Annotated in this window: 19 protein-coding genes; 3 read left to right on the top strand and 16 right to left on the bottom strand. The window is 41.7% G+C overall.

The genetic code is table 11. The annotated features are described in order from the left end of the window. The first annotated feature begins 1 nt into the window (after window position 1). A complete protein-coding gene (locus CJ305_RS03275) occupies window positions 2-640 on the top strand; it encodes a response regulator (protein ID WP_189319372.1) in 639 nt (212 codons plus the stop codon). On the opposite strand, the gene dnaG is transcribed toward CJ305_RS03275, so the two are convergent. Continuing rightward, window positions 637-2,595 carry a DNA primase gene (dnaG, locus tag CJ305_RS03270; RefSeq protein ID WP_099644788.1) on the bottom strand — a complete coding sequence of 653 codons (1,959 nt, stop codon included), beginning with the start codon at window positions 2,593-2,595 and terminating at the stop codon, window positions 637-639. The two genes, CJ305_RS03275 and dnaG, sit on opposite strands and share 4 nt — an antisense overlap. Before the next feature lie 167 nt (window positions 2,596-2,762). Here dnaG and CJ305_RS03265 point away from each other — a divergent pair, with 167 nt between their 5' ends. Next, on the top strand, window positions 2,763-3,149 hold the full coding sequence (locus CJ305_RS03265; RefSeq protein ID WP_099644787.1) for a hypothetical protein: 387 nt from the start codon (window positions 2,763-2,765) through the stop codon (window positions 3,147-3,149). A gap of 54 nt (window positions 3,150-3,203) precedes the next feature. Here CJ305_RS03265 and CJ305_RS03260 read toward each other — a convergent pair whose 3' ends face one another. The 13 genes from CJ305_RS03260 to rsgA form a co-directional block, all read right to left on the bottom strand. Further along, complete coding sequence (locus CJ305_RS03260) at window positions 3,204-4,238, bottom strand: hypothetical protein (protein WP_099644786.1); 1,035 nt, start codon at window positions 4,236-4,238, stop codon at window positions 3,204-3,206. Between the two features lie 82 nt (window positions 4,239-4,320). Further along, window positions 4,321-5,058 carry a hypothetical protein gene (locus CJ305_RS03255; RefSeq protein WP_099644785.1) on the bottom strand — a complete coding sequence of 246 codons (738 nt, stop codon included), beginning with the start codon at window positions 5,056-5,058 and terminating at the stop codon, window positions 4,321-4,323. Then, window positions 5,039-5,608: an RNA polymerase sigma factor gene (locus CJ305_RS03250; protein WP_099644784.1), complete on the bottom strand. Its 570-nt coding sequence runs from the start codon at window positions 5,606-5,608 to the stop codon at window positions 5,039-5,041. The genes CJ305_RS03255 and CJ305_RS03250 overlap by 20 nt, the downstream gene beginning before the upstream one ends. Before the next feature lie 159 nt (window positions 5,609-5,767). Further along, the gene (locus CJ305_RS03245; RefSeq protein ID WP_099644783.1) at window positions 5,768-6,745 is read right to left on the bottom strand and encodes a polyprenyl synthetase family protein; all 978 of its coding nucleotides are present in this window, start codon (window positions 6,743-6,745) and stop codon (window positions 5,768-5,770) included. 107 nt (window positions 6,746-6,852) lie between these two features. Further along, window positions 6,853-7,896 (bottom strand): dual-specificity RNA methyltransferase RlmN, encoded by a 1,044-nt coding sequence (gene rlmN / locus CJ305_RS03240; protein ID WP_099644782.1) that lies wholly within the window; start codon window positions 7,894-7,896, stop codon window positions 6,853-6,855. 219 nt (window positions 7,897-8,115) lie between these two features. Next, window positions 8,116-9,165 (bottom strand): tRNA preQ1(34) S-adenosylmethionine ribosyltransferase-isomerase QueA, encoded by a 1,050-nt coding sequence (queA, locus tag CJ305_RS03235; RefSeq protein ID WP_099644899.1) that lies wholly within the window; start codon window positions 9,163-9,165, stop codon window positions 8,116-8,118. 147 nt (window positions 9,166-9,312) lie between these two features. After that, window positions 9,313-10,536 carry a 3-phosphoshikimate 1-carboxyvinyltransferase gene (locus CJ305_RS03230; RefSeq protein WP_099644781.1) on the bottom strand — a complete coding sequence of 408 codons (1,224 nt, stop codon included), beginning with the start codon at window positions 10,534-10,536 and terminating at the stop codon, window positions 9,313-9,315. 9 nt (window positions 10,537-10,545) lie between these two features. After that, complete coding sequence (locus CJ305_RS03225; RefSeq protein WP_099644780.1) at window positions 10,546-10,872, bottom strand: nucleotide pyrophosphohydrolase; 327 nt, start codon at window positions 10,870-10,872, stop codon at window positions 10,546-10,548. Window positions 10,873-10,963: 91 nt separating this feature from the next. Continuing rightward, window positions 10,964-12,979, bottom strand: a complete 2,016-nt coding sequence (locus CJ305_RS03220) for a DUF3857 domain-containing protein (RefSeq protein ID WP_143469341.1) — start codon at window positions 12,977-12,979, stop codon at window positions 10,964-10,966. A 5-nt stretch (window positions 12,980-12,984) separates the two neighbouring features. Continuing rightward, window positions 12,985-15,000 (bottom strand): transglutaminase domain-containing protein, encoded by a 2,016-nt coding sequence (locus CJ305_RS03215; protein WP_099644778.1) that lies wholly within the window; start codon window positions 14,998-15,000, stop codon window positions 12,985-12,987. 3 nt (window positions 15,001-15,003) lie between these two features. Next, on the bottom strand, window positions 15,004-16,908 hold the full coding sequence (locus CJ305_RS03210; protein ID WP_189319371.1) for a DUF3857 domain-containing protein: 1,905 nt from the start codon (window positions 16,906-16,908) through the stop codon (window positions 15,004-15,006). A 39-nt stretch (window positions 16,909-16,947) separates the two neighbouring features. After that, window positions 16,948-17,400, bottom strand: coding sequence for a D-aminoacyl-tRNA deacylase (dtd, locus tag CJ305_RS03205; RefSeq protein ID WP_099644776.1), 453 nt, complete (start codon window positions 17,398-17,400; stop codon window positions 16,948-16,950). A 10-nt stretch (window positions 17,401-17,410) separates the two neighbouring features. Continuing rightward, window positions 17,411-18,367 (bottom strand): ribosome small subunit-dependent GTPase A, encoded by a 957-nt coding sequence (rsgA, locus tag CJ305_RS03200; RefSeq protein ID WP_099644775.1) that lies wholly within the window; start codon window positions 18,365-18,367, stop codon window positions 17,411-17,413. A gap of 79 nt (window positions 18,368-18,446) precedes the next feature. Between rsgA and CJ305_RS03195 the strand changes: the two genes are divergently transcribed. Continuing rightward, a complete protein-coding gene (locus tag CJ305_RS03195; RefSeq protein WP_099644774.1) occupies window positions 18,447-18,911 on the top strand; it encodes a hypothetical protein in 465 nt (154 codons plus the stop codon). 56 nt (window positions 18,912-18,967) lie between these two features. On the opposite strand, the gene CJ305_RS03190 is transcribed toward CJ305_RS03195, so the two are convergent. Continuing rightward, window positions 18,968-20,059 carry a bifunctional 3-deoxy-7-phosphoheptulonate synthase/chorismate mutase type II gene (locus CJ305_RS03190; protein ID WP_099644773.1) on the bottom strand — a complete coding sequence of 364 codons (1,092 nt, stop codon included), beginning with the start codon at window positions 20,057-20,059 and terminating at the stop codon, window positions 18,968-18,970. 28 nt (window positions 20,060-20,087) lie between these two features. Next, entirely contained in the window at window positions 20,088-20,948 is an 861-nt protein-coding gene (locus CJ305_RS03185) for a prephenate dehydrogenase (protein WP_099644772.1), read from the bottom strand.

Genomic DNA, 20,948 nt, shown 5'->3' with positions numbered 1-20,948 from the left:
TATGATTACACTCACGATAGCAGATCATCATCCAATAATTATTGACGGTCTGTCACATATTTTAAAAGAAACTCCTCACGAAATTATTGACACCATCGTTGAAGGCAAAGACCTCATTCCATCACTGGAAGAACAGGTGCCTGACCTTGTTGTGATGGAAATTGATATGCCTAACCTACAAGGGCTTTCGGCTATCAAAGAATTGCGTAAACTCTTTCCGGGAATTAAAATTATGGTTCTCAGTATACACCCTGAAGAAATGTATGCGTTGAGCGCGATTAAGGCCGGCGCGATGGGTTATGTATGCAAGACAGCAGATTCTGAAGTGATTCTAAAAGCTTTGGTACAGGTAGCCCGAGGAGGGATTTACCTCAACAACTCGCTGGTGGAGATGTTATCCAATACAGATCCTTCCAAAAATAATTCTTTGGCTTACCGCTATAAAAAACTTTCTACCCGGGAGACTGAAGTACTCAATATGCTTTCAGCAGGAAAGCGCAATAAAGATATTGCCGAAACTCTGGATATCAATGAGAAGACCGTGAGTACGTATAAAACCCGTTTACTTAAGAAACTGGATGCGAGCAGCCTGGCAGAATTGATTCAGCAAGCCCGATTATTACAGACTTCAGATCTTTAAATCACCCTGTTAAGCCGCTGGGCGATTAATTTATTGAGTTCCTGGTAATCCTTGATCTCCATCAATACATCACGTACTGATTCGTTTTGCTCTTTGATAGACTCTGCGAGCTCTTCGATCTTGCGGGTGATGTAAAAACGCCGTAAGTATAGAATGGTTTGTGAGACCATTTGAGGAATAGTCTGGCTCTTGAGTTTAACGTAAATCTCCTGAGAATCCCAGCGGTGTAAGCTGTACTTTTCTTCCTCCAGAACAATATCTGAAATAAGCGCGCCTTCTTCCGGCTCAACGCTGTTTATAAACTGATCAATTTTAAAATTTCCCTGCTGTTGCATCAACGCATCAATCAGTTTCTTGTAAAGGATCCTGAATCGTTCATTGGCAAATTCGGTCTCATCTTCCTGCAGGTCCAGATAAATCTTTTCGTACACATCCAAATCCAGTACTACCGCTTCTTCTACCAGGTCGCCATCTTCGGTCTCATTGACCACAACATCATCAAAAGATACCTTTTGATTTCCATATAGCAACAATAACTCAATAAGCTTCCGCTCTAAAACAAACTGCCGGTCAATTTTCTCAACCTGTTCTTTTTGAACGACCTGCATTTCGCCCTGCGCAGGTTTAGCCTGCTCCTTTTGCGCTTCCTTTTTACCGGTATTGCGCAACTGAGCCAATGTATTAAACAAGACTGCCTCGTTGATGTCCATAATTCGCGCGCATTCCTGAACGTAGATTTCGCGCTTAATAACATCAGGGATTTTAGAGATACTTTCAACCATATCTCTGACGAGAGCGGCTTTTTTTATAGGATCTCCTGCGGCTTCTTCTACGAGTAAGGAAGCCTTATACTGAATAAAATCTTTAGCGTTGTCCTTTAAAAAATCTTCTACTTCGGTTAAGGTATGCTTGCGCGAAAAACTGTCGGGATCTTCCCCTTCAGGGAAACTACACACCTTGACATTCATCCCCTGCTCCAGGATGAGATCAATTCCCCGAAGCGAAGCGCGCTGCCCGGCAGCATCCCCATCAAAAAGCACCGTGATATTTGGCGTCAGACGATTGATAAGCCTTATCTGCTCTGGTGTAAGCGCGGTACCTGAAGAAGACACCACATTTTCAATACCCAGCTGATGCATTTGAATCACATCGGTATAGCCTTCAACCAGATAGCAATTGTCTTCTTTGGCGATGGCCTGCTTGGCGTAATAAATCCCATAAAGCACCTTAGATTTGTGGTAAATCTCACTTTCGGGACTGTTGAGGTATTTTGCGGCTTTTTTATCGTTAGTGAGGATACGTCCACCAAAACCTAAAACCCTTCCGCTTAGCGAATGTATGGGAAACATGACACGACCTTTAAAACGGTCAAATTGCTTTTCCTCTTTTACGATGCTAAGCCCTGTTTTCTCTAAATATTCCATTTTATAGCCTTTGCGCAGCGCTTCACTGGTAAAGGCCTCCCATTCATCGGGAGAGTACCCAAGTTGAAATTTTTCTATGGTTTCATCAGTAAAACCACGCTCTTTAAAATAGCTGAGACCAATGGCTTTTCCTTGTTCGGTTTTTAGTAAGGTTCTGTGAAACCAGTCGCGGGCAAATTCAGACACCACATACATACTCTCGCGCTCGCCGGCGAGCTCCTTTTGCTCATCGGTTTGCTCGGTTTCTTCGACCTCAATATTGTATTTTTTGGCCAGATATTTAATGGCTTCGGGATAGGTAAAATGCTCGTGCTCCATCAAAAAAGCCACGGCATTGCCTCCCTTTCCGCTTGAAAAATCCTTCCAGATCTGCTTTACCGGAGAAACCATAAAACTTGGCGAGCGCTCATCTGTAAACGGACTCAAACCTTTAAAATTAGAACCCGACTTTTTTAACTGCACAAAATCACCAATCACCTCCTCTACACGAGCAGTCTCAAATACATTGTCTATGGTGGTTTTTGAAATCAAGGATGGCTGTAATTTTTTATTTGGAATTAGTTTCTGCTAAAGGTAAAAACAGGGTTGCAAATTTACTACAATAAAAACAGCTGAACGATTCGAAACCCAGCCGAAAATTATTTTCTATACTCACGCAACCAATAACTTAAATCAGCATCTAACCTAAAAACCACATTATGAGAAAACTACTATTCATTGCGGTTAGTGTTTTTACAGTTTTGCTAATTTCCTGTGATGCTGATCAGGAATCGACACGGGAGCAAGACCTCGCGTATCTCAATCAACTGCTTTCAGAAATTGAACTTTTGGCAAACAGTAAAGACTGTACTGATGCTACGGAGTGGGAGTTTACCGGTATCGGCAGTAAATCCTGTGGGGGATATACCGGATTTATCGCTTACCACAAAGACATTGACACCGAACTCTTATTCCAAAAAATTGAAGAGCATATAGAAGCTCAGACCATCTATAACCAAAAATGGGGAGTCGCCGGTGACTGTGCCGTAACTGTTGAACCTACCGGAGTGGTCTGCGAAGAAGGCAAGGCAGTTTTGACCTATTAAATCCACATATATACTGCTTCAAAAACTAAAGCTTTAAGGGCTTGGGTTTGGGGCTTAGTCCATATCAAAACGCAGACCTACAGAAAAATTACGCTCTTCAATAGGGTTGTCTTTAAATATGGGATTCAGGTCGTACTTTACATACAGCGCAGTATCTCCAAAGGCCAGATAACCACTTACGCCGTAAATGAAATTGTTGGTGTTGAAATTCTGCTTGAATTTATCTTTACGCTCATCTCCGTTTTCTTCATACTTCAGTTTTTGAATGGTCAACAAATTGAAACCGGCGTAACCTCCTAAACCCAATTTAAACTGGTTTTTAGTAGAATACCTGATGTAATTGTCACCCGTACGCTTGGTTGAGGGCCCTATCTCAAAATGCACCGGAAAAACCAGATGATCCATTCTAAATTTAGATTTATCAAGGTTAGTGGGGTAGGTTTCTAAAACCGTCTGATCACCATTTTCTACAAAATACTGGTTATCATCCAGCTTTAAACCGTTAAACATAAAACTGAAACCGTATTTCAATCTCAAGAAATTGGTATTATCAAACACGCGGGTTTTCCAGGCAATACCCAACTCAAAAAACCGACTACCTCCAATTTTATAAGGTGAATCATTTAACGAACGACCGTCACTCAACGCGTTATTAAAGCCGATACCCAAAACCAGGTCTGATGTGGTACGGCGATCATAAACCACTTCTTCCTTTTCACTGCCCAGTCTTAATTTTTCGTTTCCAATAAAAATCCCAAAAACCGAATCTTCTTCAATAGAATCCTCATTACGCTCCAGCAAGTCAATCTTGCTTTCGATGATCGCAAGCTTGTCTTCGATATTTCGGGCGTGCTTGGTCGCTGCTTCCTTTTTCAAAAGATCAGCCTCTTCCTTGCTGATTTCCCCATTCTCAAAACGCTTGTTGATGGCAAGCACTTCAATTTTCAGTGCCTCTTTCTCATCGACAACCACCTGTTCTTTCTGAGCATTTAATTGCTCAATGCTTTCTGTTTTGGTCTCACTCTGAGCCTGAATGTCTTGGGTCGCAAATCCCAAAACTACGATAAAAAGTAAAATTAAAGTTCTCATAATGTTTAGTTTAGTTTCAGGTCACCTCCCTCCGCCCCAAAGGCGGAGAGCAGCTTCCCAAAGATTGATGAATGAATGTTTATTAATTGTTGCGCGAAGCCACAGCCTCACGTGCTTTTAAAAAGCCTTCTTTTAAGGCTTCAAAAACGCGGTCTTTAAAAGAAGGATCCAATTCTTCTTCGACCTCGTAGAGCAGCGCCTCAGCACTTACCGCATTGCGGTCGTTAGCCAGTAGTTGTTCAGAAATGATATCGCGTTGTGCATCGCGCAGCAGTTTGTCAATTTCGGCATCAGAAAACGCGACGCCTTCGTTTTGCTGCTCAGTAACCGTAGTTAAAAGCTTCTCAACCTCAGCATCTATTTTTTGCTGAACCGGTTTTTCTAAAGATTCACTTCCTGTTTCCTGAACTGCGACAGACGCGGTTTTTTCAACAGGAGTATGAGCAGGTACAGGTTTTACGGTCTCCGGTTTTTGCTGTTCTTTTTCTGCCGAAACCACCGGAGCCTTCTCTTCTAATTGCTGCTGTTGCGGTTGAAGCAACTCCTGCTGAGGCCCGGTTTCTATCTTTTGTTCTTCAACGGGAGTATTTACAACCGGATTTTGGTTTACTTCAGGAGTTATAAACAGAAACCTTCCGGCCAGGATTAAGATCCCTATGAAGCCTGCTGCTACTAACCAAACGGTGTATCCCTTTTTAGTTTTCCGCTTTGCGGAAGTATCTAACCCCTGCTCAATACGTTCCCAGGCAGAAGCCGAAGGTTTAAGTTCGCGCTGCTCCAGTTTTTCTCTAATATTTTCTTCAAATTTTACCGGTGCCATAGCTGTAGGTATTAAATTCTTTTAATTTTTGTTGAAGCAGCTTGCGGGCTTTAAACAACTGACTTTTTGAGGTGCTTTCTGAAATCTCAAGCTTCTGTGCGATTTCCTGATGCTTGTAGCCTTCTACCGCATACATCACAAAAACGGCACGGTAACCTTCGGGTAGGGCATCTATTAACGCCTGAATTTCCTCAACTTCCAGATTGCTGTCCTGCGGACTGTAAGTAGGATCATCACCTTCCTGATCGTAATCTGTAAACTGCATTTTGCTTGTCTTTCGCAGATACGAAATAGACTCGTTGACCATAGTGCGACGCACCCAACCTTCAAAACTACCCTCATCGCGAAAGGAATCCAGATTCTGAAATACCTTTAAAAAGCCGTTACACATAGCTTCTTCGGCCTGCATAATGTCATTTAGATAACGGCGACAAACGCTCAGCATTTTTGGTGCATGAATTTCATACAGTCTTCGCTGGGCCTCGCGATGCCCGCCGGCAGCTTTTTTGATAAGCTGTTTTTCGTTATTGAAGAATGTAATGACTTTCACAAAACCTGTTTTAGTAAGCCTGAATTTTTAATTCGCTTTTAATAAGCTGCTTTCATATATAGAGACGCAGAAAATTGACAAATGGTTGCCTGAGGTTTGAAAATTATTAGAATAAATTTAAAACCGACTGAATTTCAGTGATTTAAATTGCGGTAAAAATTATTTTTTTCGTTCAATGACGTAGTTCACCATCAGGGTAAGCGATTCTTTATAGGGAGAGTTGGGGTATTTCTTGAGCAGATTGAGAGCTTCCTGCTGCAGCGCTTTCATTTTAGTAACGGCATAATCCAGACCACCTATTTCTTTCACATAAGCGATCACTTCATTTACCCGGGTCTTGTCTTTATTGTGATTCTTAACCGAATTGATGAGCCATTTGCGCTTTTCAGAAGTGCTGTTATTTACCGCATAAATAAGCGGAAGCGTCATTTTCTGTTCTTTGATATCAATACCGGTAGGTTTACCGATGCGCTGCGTTCCGTAATCAAAAAGGTCATCTTTAATCTGAAAAGCCAGGCCAATGAGTTCTCCAAACTTGCGCATATTTTCCACATCTTTTTTACCGGCGTGAACCGCGCAGGCGCCCATCGCGCAACAGGCAGCGATTAAGGTTGCTGTTTTCTGGCGAATGATCTCGAAGTAGATTTCTTCGGTGATATCGAGTTTACGGGCTTTTTCGATTTGAAGGAGTTCGCCTTCGCTCATTTCGCGTACTGCTACAGAAATAATCTGCAGCAGATCAAAATCTTCGTTATCTATAGAAAGTAATAAACCTTTAGAAAGCAAAAAATCGCCAACCAGAACCGCGATCTTATTCTTCCAAAGGGCATTTAGACTGAAAAATCCACGGCGACGGTAGCTGTCGTCTACCACATCGTCGTGTACCAGTGTCGCAGTATGTATGAGTTCTATAACCGAAGCTCCGCGATACGTACGATCGTTAAGACGCTCGTCACCCAGCATTTTGGCCACCAGAAATACGAACATAGGCCGCATTTGCTTACCCTTTCGGTTTACGATAAAGTGGGTGATGCGGTTAAGCAAAGGTACTTTTGATTTCATCGAAAGCGAGAACTTTTGCTCAAAAAGTTCCATTTCGTGCGCAATAGGCTGCTTAATTTGTTCGACTACTTTCAATTTCTAATGCTATTGTTATTGCTATTATTATTTTTATTGCAATTACTGTTTATCCTATTTCCCCTATGCTCTTTTGACATACTTCAGACGAGGAATGAGTCATTTATCTAGCCATTTTTATTGGCGAGCTGCCCACAGGCGGCATCAATATCTTTTCCTCTGGAGCGACGTACGGTAACCGTAATGCCACGATCTTCAAGCCTCGCCACGTAACGGTCTATCGCCTCTGGATCTGCCTGCTGAAACTGCCCATCATCTATGGGATTATATTCAATCAAATTTACTTTACTTGGTACTGCCAGACAAAAATCAATTAGTGCTTCAATGTCCTTATCCTGATCATTGATTCCGCGCCAAACCACATACTCATAAGTAATGCGTTTTTTAGTCTTCATATACCAATACTGAAGCGCTTCTTTGAGTTCGTGCAAAGGCATTTGCTCATTAAACGGCATAATATCGGTACGCACCTCGTCTAATGCGGAATGCAGGGAGACCGCAAGCTTGAATTTCACCCCGTCATCAGCCATTTTTTTGATGATCTTAGGCACTCCCGAAGTAGAAACGGTAATACGCTTGGGCGACATATTGAGCCCATCTGGTGCGGTGATCTTTTCTATAGAGGCCACCACGTTTTTGTAGTTCATCAAAGGCTCGCCCATCCCCATAAACACAATATTTGAAAGCGGACGGTTATGATACAAACGGCTTTGCTGATCTATTGCCACGACCTGATCGAAGATTTCGTCAGGATTTAAATTACGCATACGTTTTAAACGTGCTGTGGCACAAAACTTACAATTGAGACTGCAGCCCACCTGAGAAGACACGCAGGCGGTTGTACGTGAAACGGTAGGAATCAATACCGATTCTACAGTAAGACCATCGTGTAATTTAACCGCATTTTTAATGGTTCCGTCATTACTGCGTTGCATCTGATCAACCTTGATGTGATTGATCACAAAATGGGTATCGAGAAAGCTTCGGGTTTCTTTAGAGAGGTTGGTCATATCATCAAAAGAGTGCGCACCTTTAGTCCACAACCATTCGTAAACCTGATTGCCGCGAAATGCCTTTTCGCCCTGCTCCACAAAAAAATCACGCAATTCCTCGCGTGTTAATGCCCGTATATCTTTCTTGCTGTCTTTCACGCTGCAAAGTTACCAATTAAGAGGCTGTTAGCTTAAATTCCTTTTAAACTTTTAGCAATAAACTATCCTCAGGCAAACCTACAGAACATCCACACTAATAAAAGCACGGGTTTAAAGGTATCCCGATAGCAATCGGGACTGAACATTATCCGTTTTGGCGGAGCAAAAAAAAATCCCCGATACAGCGTACCGGGGATTTTTATAAAACTATCAGTTTAATTAGATGATGAGCATCGCATCACCGTAACTGTAAAATTTGTATTTCTCTTTAACGGCAAGTTCATAAGCTTCTTTCATAAACTCGTGACCTGCAAACGCAGAAACCATCATCATAAGCGTAGACTTAGGGGTATGGAAATTGGTAATCATACAATTTGCAATGCTGAAGTCGTAGGGAGGAAATATAAACTTGTTAGTCCACCCGCTAAACTCGTTAAGGGTATGGTTTGAGCTAACAGCACTCTCCAAAGCACGCATTACTGTAGTCCCTACAGCACATACTTTTCGATTTTCGTTGATAGCCTTATTGATAACCTCAGTCGCCGGTTTCTGTATAAAGGCTTCTTCACTGTCCATTTTATGTTTGGAAAGGTCTTCAACCTCAACCGGACTAAAGGTTCCTAAACCTACGTGAAGGGTTACTTCCGCAAAGTTGATTCCTTTAATTTCAAGGCGTTTTAGCAGATGCTTGCTAAAGTGCAAACCGGCAGTTGGTGCGGCTACAGCCCCTTCTTCTTTTGCGAAGATAGTCTGGTAACGCTCTGCATCTTCCGGTTCTACCTCACGCTTGATGTATTTAGGAAGCGGGGTCTCACCCAACTCGGTCAATTTATTTCTGAATTCCTGATACGAACCGTCATACAGGAAACGAAGGGTTCTACCGCGGCTGGTGGTGTTGTCAATTACTTCAGCAACCAAACTCTCATCATCCCCAAAATACAGCTTGTTCCCAATACGTATTTTACGGGCAGGATCTACAAGCACGTCCCAAAGGCGGGTTTCAGAATTCAACTCGCGCAATAAGAAAACCTCGATGCGGGCACCGGTTTTTTCTTTATTACCGTAAAGACGAGCGGGAAAAACCTTGGTATTGTTGAGCACCATTACATCTTCGGGCTCAAAATAATCGATAAGGTCTTTAAATAACTTATGTTCTATTGTTTTGGTTTTGCGGTTAAGAACCATTAAACGGGCTTCATCCCTGTTTTCTGCAGGATATTCAGCCAGCAATTCTTTTGGCAAATCAAAGTTGAAATTCGAAAGTTTCATTCCCATGAGCGGTCTTTTTAAGGTATTTAAAATAGCGTGCAAATATACAACCTCAGGGTAGGGGTTGTCAAGTAAAACAGCGTTTAATTTGTGACGCAGTGACTTAGGCCCGAAGCAGCAGGTATTTTAAGGCTTTAGGTAAGGAATTCAGAGCTCCTTTATCTCAAAACCAAGGGATTTCAGGTCATCCCAATAATCAGGATACGACTTATTTACAACTTCGGCATCTTCAAAAACGATAGGAACACGCAATGCCATAGGTGCAAAAGCCATCGCCATGCGATGATCCTGATAGGTTTTTATGGTAACATCTTCCCGGTAGTTTGTACCCGGTTTTAAGTGTAAGGAATCATTGGTCACACTAATTTCAGCGCCCAACTTGGTAAGTTCGGCTTTTAAAGCCTCAAGCCGGTCGGTTTCTTTTATTTTGAGGGTGTGAAGACCGGTTAAATCGCAGCCAATTCCGAGACCATAACAGGTTACAGCAATGGTCTGTGCAATATCAGGACTGTTAGCCAGGTCGAAAGCAACACTTTGAGATTTAGGCCCCTGTGTTTTCTTCAGAAGGATTTCAGTATCCAGATAGGTGGTTTCCACGCCCAGTTCGGTGTAAATTTCAGCAAGTGCCGAATCGCCCTGCAAACTGTTTTTCTTGTAGCTCGACAATTTCAGCGCTGCTGAATCGCAAAGAGCCGCAAGGCTGTAATAATAGGAAGCACTGCTCCAGTCAGACTCCACCACCATTTCGCTTATATCTACCGAAGCTGCCGGCTTGATGTTAATGATTTGCCCTTCAAAGGTGCTTTCTATTCCCAATTGAGTAAGTAAAGACCGGGTCATCTCGATGTAAGGCACCGATGTGATTTTCCCGATAAGTTCGATTTCAATTCCATTAGGCAGAGAGGCGCCCACCATCATCAAAGCCGAAATGTACTGGCTGCTCACATTGGCCTCAAGAGCCACTTTATTTTGATCCAGCTTTTTACCTTTAATGAGAAGCGGGGCGAAGCCCTCGTTTTTAAGATAGGTGATATCAGCCCCAAGACTATTGAGGGCATCAACCAAAAGACCTATGGGTCGCTCCTGCATACGGCTGCTCCCGGTGAGTATGGTTTCGCGACCTTCATAAGCTGCAAAATAAGCAGTTAAAAAGCGCATTGCCGTACCGGCGTGGTGGATATCGACCGTTTTTTCAGTCGATGCAAGAGCCTGCTGCATCATATCACTGTCTTCGCTGTTAGACAGGTTTTTTATTTCAAAATTGCCAAAAAGCGCTTGCAAAAGTAAAAGTCGGTTGCTTTCGCTTTTAGAGCCGGTAATGCGAACGGTTCCGTTAAGGTTGGGCTGTTTTTGCTGAAGTTTTAGAATCAAAATGCAGTGTTATTTCAGTTTTGTATTGGAGTGATGCCTGTCGTGATCCCTTTTGGTTTTAAGGTCCAGTTTTTTATCGAAGGCTTCCTGAAGGTCAATTCCGGTCTGGTTGGCCAGGCAAAGTACTACAAAAAGCACGTCGGCGAGTTCTTCGCCCAAATCTTTGCTTTTATCGCTTTCCTTTTCGCTTTGCTCCCCATAACGACGTGCGATAATACGGGCCACTTCCCCTACCTCTTCGGTAAGCTGGGCCATATTGGTAAGTTCGTTGAAATAGCGTACTCCGTGTGCTTTGATCCAGTCATCTACGGCTTTCTGAGCGTGGTCAATCTTCATAAAACAGGAATCTTAATTTAGGTGTGCTAAATTAAAGCAATGTGCCTAACTATCCCATTTTAAGGTTATCAAATACTGAAATTTATGAGCTTTAGACCTTTTCTAAGACTACTTTCTCGTTTTCCTTATCGACCCGAAGTTTGAAAAATTCTTTAAGTGACTCATAATACTCCACAGGAATAACATGCTTTTTCAGCTTAAACCGCATCATCACCTGAAGCACCCCATTATTCTCTGCGATGGAATAGAAGAATGTTCCGGAATCATCTGGCAGACCCAAATTCGCACTTTCAGGCAGGGAAGAAACTTTATAACCTTCAGGCAATTGCATATTAATCGTAATATCCTTTGAAAAAGGATAGTCAAAAGAGATAGGAAACTGGCGGGAGTCTGACTTAAACGGATTTTCGGAAAGTCGCAAAAACCCAAGCGGACTCACAAAAATCTTATTTCCTACCTGATCTACACCACGCTCAACTTTAAAATTGAATGATCTAACGATAGGTGCTTCAAATGCATCTACTCCTTCAAGATCGTAGTTTAATATTTCACTTAAACCATATTTCTCCTGCTCCTCCTCTTCCCATTCTGACTTATCGTGCGCAAAATAATTATGCCTCAGATTGAGTGCTTCCAGACTGCTTAGACGCTCTTTATATTCCCCTTCAATACTCCCCTCATCAGTTAGAGAAGCTTTCAAAAATATGGTTGAAGCCGGCGCAATGTTTTCAAATAAGTCAATTTCCTGCGAAACCCCCTGAAAACTCACCATTCTCCCCGTCCAGTTATAAACCCGATTGGGAAGAATATTGGGACTACTCAACTTATCGGTTGCGTCAAGAAGAATGACTTTACCTTTGTTTCTCACTCCTGCAATGACGTAATTATACCCTTCTAAAGTAGGATATAACGGAATCCCATATTGCTTAGAACTTAAGAGCACCGGGTATACTTCAAGGCCACATTCTTTCAACAACGCAATGAGGGTTAAGTTGATTTCAGCCACACTACCTGAGCCTCTTTCATAAGCTTCATCAAGTTCATCCTCGGCATATTTAGTATACTCGCCATTCCAGGTCATTCGGGTTTTGATATGATCAAGTATAAAATCGATCTTCTCAGCATCCTTCATTTGTTTTTGAAACACGGTCTCTTTTACATCTTTTAAAAACCGTGTGCGCTCAAGCCGGTCTCCAAAACGGGAATCTTTAAAAATCGTACGGGCTACCTCATCCCAGGTAGTAGCGTATTCTTTTTTATTTCCTCTGTTAAATTCAGTAGAAACGAGCTCGTAGATTACGCTCATTCGGTAACTGCGCGGGTTGGTTACATAAATCTCTTCCTTAAGAGCAGGCACATCTTCTTTTTCGTAAACGGCAACAAGCTCAGAAAATGACAAATTCGCGCTACGGGAGTTTTGTAAATTACTACCATAACTGTCCTTCATATTGTAAGTAATGCCCAGTGTGCGCTTCTCGATTTTCTCTTCCGGCTGTACATTAAAATACCCTCTGCGAATTCTTCTAAAAGTAAATGCTCCGGGAGTTCTTATTGTAGCGTGATAGGCGACCACCGGTATATCTTCCTGAAAAATTAGATCATCTACTTTATAAAAAGGAGAAACGGTCTTATAACCCCATTCGACCACCGAGCCTACTTTCGCATTTGGCATAGTAAAAGCTGTTTCGTCAAAATATTCGGAAACCTCTCGCTCAAAAATGGCTGAATCGTCAAGCTTTTCAACTTCAATTTTACCATTCTCCAGATTATAGGTGTTTCCCCAAACCTTGGTTACAAATTCCTTGCTTTCCTCACGTTTGTAGGATGATATCTTTTTAGTAGCATAATCCAATCCAGCTTTATTCAGAATTTTGATACGCTCGGTAAATTCATTGATAATGATGAAACCATCTCTATCGGTGTAATCAAAATAAGTTTCTCTATGCTTATCTAAATAAACAGCCGGAGCCACAGAATCCCGGGAGTACACAGTCATATTTAACTGCTCTTCGGTCACCTTATCTAATGGATTTTTTTGACCATATGCCTTGATCGAATACAAGATCCCAAAGCATAACACCGTAGTGTAAAACCTATTCCAATTCAAATCTTCTATATTTTAGCTAAAACAATTTTTTCATTCTCCTTGGAAATCACCATCGCATAAAATTCTTTCAATCCCTGATACAGATCGGGAGTGATAATGGAGCTGTTAATCACCATCTCTGTAGAAACCTGAACGGTATTATTAGTGTTTGATATAAGGTATTTAAAAGACCCCATATCTTCCCCAAAAGTAAAAATCCCATTCTCAGGCAAGGTCTCTACAGTATAACCTTCGGGTAATTTTATGGTGATGATATAGCGATCCTTCCAGGGATATCCGAAATCTACGGGATGCTGTCGCTGCTCAGACTTAAATGGTGATTCCTGACTGGCCAAATGCATTAAAGGACTTATAAACACCTTGTCTCCCACACGTTCTACACCGTGCTCCATCTCAAAATCATAGCTTACCTGAACGGGCTCGTAAGGATTCTCCAGATTTTTTATTTCTATTTCGTTAAGTTCTATTCCAGAGTAACGCTGCTCAAATGTTTCAAGTTGTTCCTGCTCATCTTTGCCTCCAAAATTTTTGCGGTGACGCAGACCGTAATGTCCGCTATACTGACTTCTTACTTTTGTATTTAAAGCAAAATTTTCGTCGATCTCAGCATTTACCATTGTGTTTTCCTGAGCATGGCTGCTTGGGTTTAGACTCACCCAGATTGATGTACCGTCTTCACGTATTAGCCTGCCATTCCAGTTTAATAAGCCCTCCTCGAGCAGATTAATCGCTCCTATTTTATTAGTAGCATCCATCAACAACACATTTCCATCTAAAACCACCCCGGCAATAACATGGTTAAAGCCATTACGGGTAGGAAATATAGGAATACCATTATCACGGGTACTCAATATCACCGGATTTGCATCAAGACCGGCGTAACGCAGCATATTAACCAGATTGAGATTGATATCTCCGCTATTTCCAGAACCATTTTTATAAGCACTTCTGGTACCTTCATCTGCGTAAATACCCAAATAACCATTCCACGTCATTTTATTTTTAGCATATTCAAAAATGCGGAAGACTTTTTCCTTGGGATCGCTTACCCCCTCTAAAACTGCATCTAAGTCATCATCAAAATATCGACCGCTGTTAAGCTGACCGCCAAAGTTCTCAGAATCATAGATCGTCTTACAAACTGCTTCCCAACTGCTTGTTACTGTTTCTATAGGTTCATTTGGGAATTTGGTATAGGATAATTCAAAACTGATACCCGCTCTATAATTGTCGATATTTGACGAAAAAGCCTCTTCGCGCATAGCCGGAACATTCTCAATACTTACTCCATACTTCTTATTTATCAAATCTATACTTTGAGCCTGCAGGGTACCTCTGCTAGACCCACGCATACCTGCATTATAGGCACCTACCCTGGAAGTGAAATTAATCTTCGCCGCTTTACTCGTCTCTTCCACATTAAACGGCAGAAGACCTTTGCGGTGCATTTGAAAAACCAGCCATTCCGGACTTATAAAGGTTATTTCAGCTTTATTAAGTGGAATATCTTCCTGCAATCTGATCTCGTCAATAGTTGACAAATAAGGCGAAAAAAACTTGTATCTAAATTCAACAATACATCCCGGCTGAAGATTAGGCATCGTAAATTTTTCAACATTGAAATTTTTGCTGCGCTCCTCTTTAAAGATACCGTCATTGTCTAATTTATATTCTTCGATCTTACCATCTTCAAGCGTATAGGTCACGGCTTTGAGGTTAGAGACATTCTCATCTTTGCTACCGCCGGTGTAAACCGGAATGACATGTGTACCCCATTCAAAACCATCGTTATTATAGATTTTTATGCGCTCAAAAACCTCTGTAGTGAGCACAAAACCGTCATTAGGCGAGTAATCAATATGAGAGTATTGTTCCCGGTATAGGACAGCCGCATTAGCATCAGGATCTTCAGGATGCGTCTCTTCCTGTAATTCTTCTTTAGAAACTTTCCCAAATCTGAAATCCTGAGCATAATTTGTTAAGCTGCATAGCAGCAGAACGATAAACGTAATTTTGTGCATAACTTATAATTTTTCGATAAATAACTTTTGATTGTCTTCGCGCACCACATTTTTATAGAACTCACGGTAGTTTTCGTAAGCATCAACGGGGTAAGTTCCTTCATTCAATTTAAAGGTTCGCGTATAGTTGACCTGATTCCCCTCGACTTCCAGTTGTGTTTGGTAACTACCAAAATCTTCTTCTAAGGCTACCGGCTCTGCAATAGCCCCCAGTTTATATCCTTCCGGAATTTCAAACGTAATCTCATGCTGACGTATAAGACCTCGAAGGATTACAAAATCTGATTTTCGGTCTTTATACCGCGGAGGAATCATCTCGTTAGACCATGAAAAAGGGTTTATTTTCGCCAGATAATCTTCGCCAATTTTGGAAGCATAGTTGCGGGCATTCAGCTTGAGCTGTTCTTCATAAATAACCTTATCCCGGTCATTCTGCAATTTGATATCTGAAACAGCCAGGCTTTTAATACCTGAAAAGTTTTCGTAGTAATAATCACTTAGGTCTTTTTGATCTTTAGTATCCAAATATATTTTTGGCGAGTAAAAAATGCCTTTCGAAGTTTCTGAATAATCACCTTCCAAATTCCCCTCAACGTCCAGTTTAAGACGGGCTACTATACGCTCTAAATTATCTTCCTGATTGTACTTAGTAGTACGCGCGAGTTTACCACCTTCGGGCGTGAGCAGCAATACATCACGATCATCTGTAAAGGTACCCATATAACCAAAAGGTGTTTGCTGACTGGTACACTCTAAAAATTTAACCTCATTTCCCAGCTGTACACCTAGAATCACGTGATTACCCTGCATCGCAACTACATCAGTATCTAAAGATTCTTTATCCGGGTCACCAAACAAAACCGTGTAGTACGATTTTACACCAATGGCATTGAGAAGACTTTGCATATAATTGCTTAAGGCTTTACAATCCCCGTAGCTGAGACGATGTACATCTGCAGCAGGCATGGGTTTCCAGCCACCTATCTCAACCTGAACACTAATGTAGCGCACTTTGTCCTGCAGGTATTGATAAACTGCTCTTACCTTAGCCTCTTCATCCGGCAGATTCTTAACCAGATTTTGTACTTCTGCAACAACTTCTGCATCAAGCTGCTGTGTCTCTTTTATAAGGTCATTGTACATCCATTTTCCGAATGCTTCCCAGGTGCCTCCAATTCCCGGAACTCCAGCCAGATAAAATTTGTCAAAATAGGCCTTTACCCGCGGAAAGCGTTTATCAAAAGAAGGCGACTTGTATTCACTGGTTACCGGAGCTAAATTACGAGCTGTCCAAACCGTTTTTTCGGGCGTTTCTTCGACTTCAATATCATACCCTTCAAAATTAGTAGCCTTTACATGCAGGCTATCTTCAGGTTTATGTATAATTGAAAATCTGGAATACTGAGTTCCCGTATCATAGGTTGAGACAGGCATCCAGGGTCTTACAAAGGCCGTGGTCTCTGAAGTTGTTTCTGCGGTAAAACGAATGGTAAACGGGTAACGCGTTGGGGTGTAGTCTAAAACCAAGACCCGGTTGTCAGCATATAAAGTACCGCCGTCCACCGCACTGTAATCCTTGAAATCGCGCTTTTTAATCTTTTCCTTTTCATCACCCATCAAATCATAAATAACAGCTTCAATATCTGTCACTTTCGAGTTGTTGTCATAAAAAGCAATCGCGCGCACATCCCGTAATCCGGTTTTGTTGTAAACCGTGACGATGCGATCTATCGTAGTTTTTAATTTACCCTCATCTGAGAAATCAAGGATAATATCTTCAAAACGCAATACACTATCTGCCCCCTCTGAAAGTGCAGGATCTACACTCAGGGCGGAGAAATCTTCTTGGTTTTGACTAAATGCTAGTAGGGGGGTAACAAGTAGAAATAAGGCTAACGTTCTAATCATCATAAGAAAGTTGCCAATATACTAAAATATTGTTAAAAACTATTCTTTATTTTTTGAATCGATAAAAATTGTGACTGGCCCATCATTAACAAGAGCTACTTTCATGTCCGCCCCAAACTCACCCGTTTGCACTTGTTTTTGCAATTTTTTGGAAAGTTCACCGTGAAATTTCTCATACAGCGGAATGGCCACATCAGGCTTTGCAGCCCTTAAAAAAGAAGGCCTGTTTCCTTTTTTGGTAGAGGCGAAAAGCGTAAACTGGCTTATAAGTAAAATGTCCCCATCCTGATCAAGAATACTTTCATTCATCAATCCTTCGGCATCGCCAAAAACGCGCAGACCGCAAATTTTTGAAGAGAGCCAGTCTATATCGGCATCGGTATCTTCAGGCTCAACACCCAGCAATATCATAAAACCTCTGCCTATTTTCCCCGTAATTACATTATCTATAGTTACCGAAGCTTCACTGACACGTTGTATGATTGCTCGCATAAAATTTTAATTATTGTAGATTTTGATCGTAATTGGTTCTGCGGTAGTTTTCATCGTCTCCTTCCAAAATTTGACGGTAACTTTGATATCTGGACCAATGAAGCTTATCTTCTTCCAACGCAGCTTTTACAGCGCAATGCGGCTCTTCGAGATGCAGGCAATTGTTGAATTTACACTGATCTTTCAGCTCAAAAAATTCGGGAAAATAGTCTCCCACCTCCTCTTTTTCCATATCAACCACTCCAAAACCTTTGATTCCGGGTGTATCGATAATACGGGCGCCAAAATCCAGGTCAAACATCTCTGCAAAGGTGGTTGTATGCTGTCCCTGCATATGCTGATCGCTGATTGCTTTGGTCTTTAAATCAAGCGCAGGCTCAATAGCATTTACCAAAGTAGATTTGCCTACCCCACTATGCCCTGAGAATATGCTGGTTTTGCCCTGCATCAGCGCCTTGACCTCTTCTACATTCTTTCCTGTTTTCGCAGAAATACCTATACAGGTGTAGCCTATATCGCGGTACAGTTCTGCCAGGTATTTCACTTCACCAAATTCTTCAGTACTAAGGGTATCAACCTTATTAAAAAGCAGGACTGCCTCAATATGGTAAGCCTCGCAGGTGACCAAAAACCGGTCTATAAAAGCCGTAAATGTAGGCGGATTGTTTAGCGTGATGACCAAAAAGCACAAATCAACATTAGCCGCAATGATGTGCGTTTGCTTTGAAAGGTTGACTGATTTGCGAATGATGTAGTTCTCGCGATCTTCAATGTCTTTAATAACACCCGTCACCGCATCACCGGTCTGCTCAAGCTCAAAAATCACCTTGTCGCCCACCGCAACAGGATTGGTGCTTTTAATACCCTGTATTCTGAAGCGCCCCTTGATACGACAATCGTAGAACGTGCCATCTTCGGCCTTGACGCTATACCAGCTTCCGGTTGATTTGTAAACGGTTCCTTTCAAATGGTATTTTTACTATTTTAGATTTGTAAAACTACTTTATTTTAGACGAATCAAATTCCTTAAACCTCAAATTCCTACTATGAAAAAATCTACGTTTTTATTCCTACTGTTTATGAGCTTTAATCTGAGCCTTTTCGCACAGGTTTTTGAATATCAAACTGTAACCGTTATTGAATCTATTATTCCCAATGGTTTGGGAAGATCTCGAATGATCTCAACCCTCGAAAGCCGGGATTACAAAGAATTTACCTCAGAACGCTCTGAAGAAGACGATAGCAGAAACAAATCAGACCGAAGCGAGATTCGTCTTAAGAATTTTGAAGAGACTAAACTTTTGAATTTCTTTAATATAGGCGGAATTCGCTTCCAAAACATTGCAGCAAATGATGCTGTAGTTACCTCTAAAATTAACGCGATGGCCGAAGAAGGCTGGGAACTCGCTTTTGTAAATAGTGGCGTTGAAAGCTATGGAGGTGACGGAGACGAAAACGGCATCTATGTCACCCGCTATATTTTCAAACGGGTTAAACAGGTGCAAGAGTAAAAAAAAATAGGCTGCCGTTTCCCGGTAGCCTATTTTTTTGTTTTTAGCTCAATAACTTAAGCTTCCTCCATTCTGGAGATTTTTTTCTGGTGGTTAATAGATTCCTGGTGAATCGCTTTAAACACGCGTAAGATAAATTCCTCACTCAAATTGTGCTGCTCTCCTTCTAGAATCATAGCTCCAAGAATTTCATTCCAGCGTTTAGACTGAAGAATAGCCACGTTATTCTGAGTTTTTAGCTCTCCAATCGCATCGGCGATTTTCATACGTTTACCAAGGCTTTCGATTAACTGATGGTCAACCACATCAATTTGCGTACGCAAGGTGTTTAGCTTGTTATTAAACTCTGCCGCAGTACCTTCCTCTTTACGGATTTTCAGATCTTTCATAATCTGTACCAAAGTAGAAGGGGTAATTTGCTGCTTGGCATCACTCCACGCGTTATCGGGATCGTAGTGGGTTTCTACCATAATACCGTCATAATTCAAATCAAGACCGGTTTGGCACAAATCAAAAATGATGTCACGACGCCCCGCAATATGCGAAGGATCTAAGATCAAAGGCAGATCAGGGAATTTATTCTGAAGATCTACCGCCAGTTGCCACTCGGGGTTGTTACGGTATTTGGTTTTTTCATAAGTAGAAAAACCTCTATGAATCACACCAAGATTCTTAACGTCTTGCGTGTAGAAACGCTCCACAGCACCTAACCATAAGGCTAAATCAGGGTTTACCGGGTTTTTGATAAGTACAACCTTATCTGTTCCTTTCAAAGCTTCTGCAATTTCCTGAATATTGAACGGAGAAACCGTAGTACGTGCCCCAATCCATAAAATATCTATGTCGTGTTTAAGCGCCAGCTCCACGTGATTTGGGTTTGCCACCTCAGTTGTGGTAAGCATTCCGGTTTCTTCTTTAGCTTTCTGCATCCACTTCAGACCTAAAGCACCTACTCCTTCAAACATTCCAGGACGGGTACGGGGTTTCCAGATACCTGCTCTAAAAACAGTTGCATCGGTATCTTTAAGTTCGTGTGCAATTTTAAGCACCTGCTCTTCGGTTTCTGCACTGCATGGACCGGCTATTACAAGCGGGTGGTCCAGATTGAAGGCGTCTAACCAGTTTCTAAGTTCTTTCTTATTTTCCATATTCAACAAATTTACAGCTTTAAGCCGATTACGATAATCCTTTAAGTATTGATTTTATGTGGTTTGTATTGTGCATTTCGTTAAAAACCTCCTCGTAGTCATCAGCCTCAAGCACGTTTTTGAAATGCGTTAAATTAGTTATGTATTCTGTTAAGCTCTCGAGTACGTTAGCTTTATTTTCTTTAAAAATAGGAGTCCAGGTAGCAGGATTACTTTTTGCCAGACGTACGGTTGAAGCAAAACCACTGCCCGCCATATCAAAAATATCCTTCTCGTTCTTCTCCTTCTCAATTACGGTCTTCCCCAGCATAAAACTGCTGATGTGTGACAGGTGCGAAACGTAAGCAATGTGCTTATCATGCGAATGCGGATTCATATACCGAATATTCATCTCCAAAGCTTCAAAAATCTGCATCGCCTGTTCTAAAAGGTCCTGACGGGTCTTTTCTACTTCGCAAAGAATCATCGTCTTGTTTTTGAACAGATTTTCAATCGCTGCCGAAGGACCGGAAAACTCAGTTCCTGCGATGGGGTGTGCTGCCAAAAACTGCTCCCGCCGTGGATGCTCTTTTACCGCATCACAAACACTGCCTTTTGTGGAACCCACATCAATAACCAGCGCATCTTCTTTTAAGGCATCAAGAATGGGTGGCAAAAACAAATTAGCCTGATCGACCGGAATAGCCAGAATAACCAGATCTGCCTGATTGATGGCTTCAAAACGGGAGGAATGATCTACAACGCCCAGGCCTACAGCTTCATCCAGATGATCTTCATTATTATCCACCCCATAAATGACCGCTTCCGGCAAAATGCGTTTGAGGTCTCGCGATAAGGAACCTCCTATAAGTCCCAAACCCAGAACGTGTATGTTTTTAAAATTATTCAC

Origin of the sequence: Leeuwenhoekiella nanhaiensis (assembly GCF_002744755.1) — a bacterium.
Taxonomy (GTDB): Bacteria; Bacteroidota; Bacteroidia; order Flavobacteriales; family Flavobacteriaceae; genus Leeuwenhoekiella; species Leeuwenhoekiella nanhaiensis.
Note: the sequence above shows the minus strand (reverse complement) of the source record. Positions and strands in the feature narration are given on the sequence as shown.

Bases quoted from the DNA above. Each gene is read 5' to 3' on its own strand.
- CJ305_RS03275 (WP_189319372.1), top strand. From the start codon at position 2: ATGATTACACTCACGATAGCAGATCATCATCCAATAATTATTGACGGT.
- CJ305_RS03265 (WP_099644787.1), top strand. From the start codon at position 2,763: ATGAGAAAACTACTATTCATTGCGGTTAGTGTTTTTACAGTTTTGCTA.
- CJ305_RS03260 (WP_099644786.1), bottom strand. From the start codon at position 4,238: ATGAGAACTTTAATTTTACTTTTTATCGTAGTTTTGGGATTTGCGACC.
- CJ305_RS03255 (WP_099644785.1), bottom strand. From the start codon at position 5,058: ATGGCACCGGTAAAATTTGAAGAAAATATTAGAGAAAAACTGGAGCAG.
- queA (WP_099644899.1), bottom strand. From the start codon at position 9,165: ATGAAACTTTCGAATTTCAACTTTGATTTGCCAAAAGAATTGCTGGCT.
- CJ305_RS03225 (WP_099644780.1), bottom strand. From the start codon at position 10,872: ATGAAGATTGACCACGCTCAGAAAGCCGTAGATGACTGGATCAAAGCA.
- CJ305_RS03215 (WP_099644778.1), bottom strand. From the start codon at position 15,000: ATGCACAAAATTACGTTTATCGTTCTGCTGCTATGCAGCTTAACAAAT.
- CJ305_RS03210 (WP_189319371.1), bottom strand. From the start codon at position 16,908: ATGATTAGAACGTTAGCCTTATTTCTACTTGTTACCCCCCTACTAGCA.
- dtd (WP_099644776.1), bottom strand. From the start codon at position 17,400: ATGCGAGCAATCATACAACGTGTCAGTGAAGCTTCGGTAACTATAGAT.
- CJ305_RS03195 (WP_099644774.1), top strand. From the start codon at position 18,447: ATGAAAAAATCTACGTTTTTATTCCTACTGTTTATGAGCTTTAATCTG.
- CJ305_RS03190 (WP_099644773.1), bottom strand. From the start codon at position 20,059: ATGGAAAATAAGAAAGAACTTAGAAACTGGTTAGACGCCTTCAATCTG.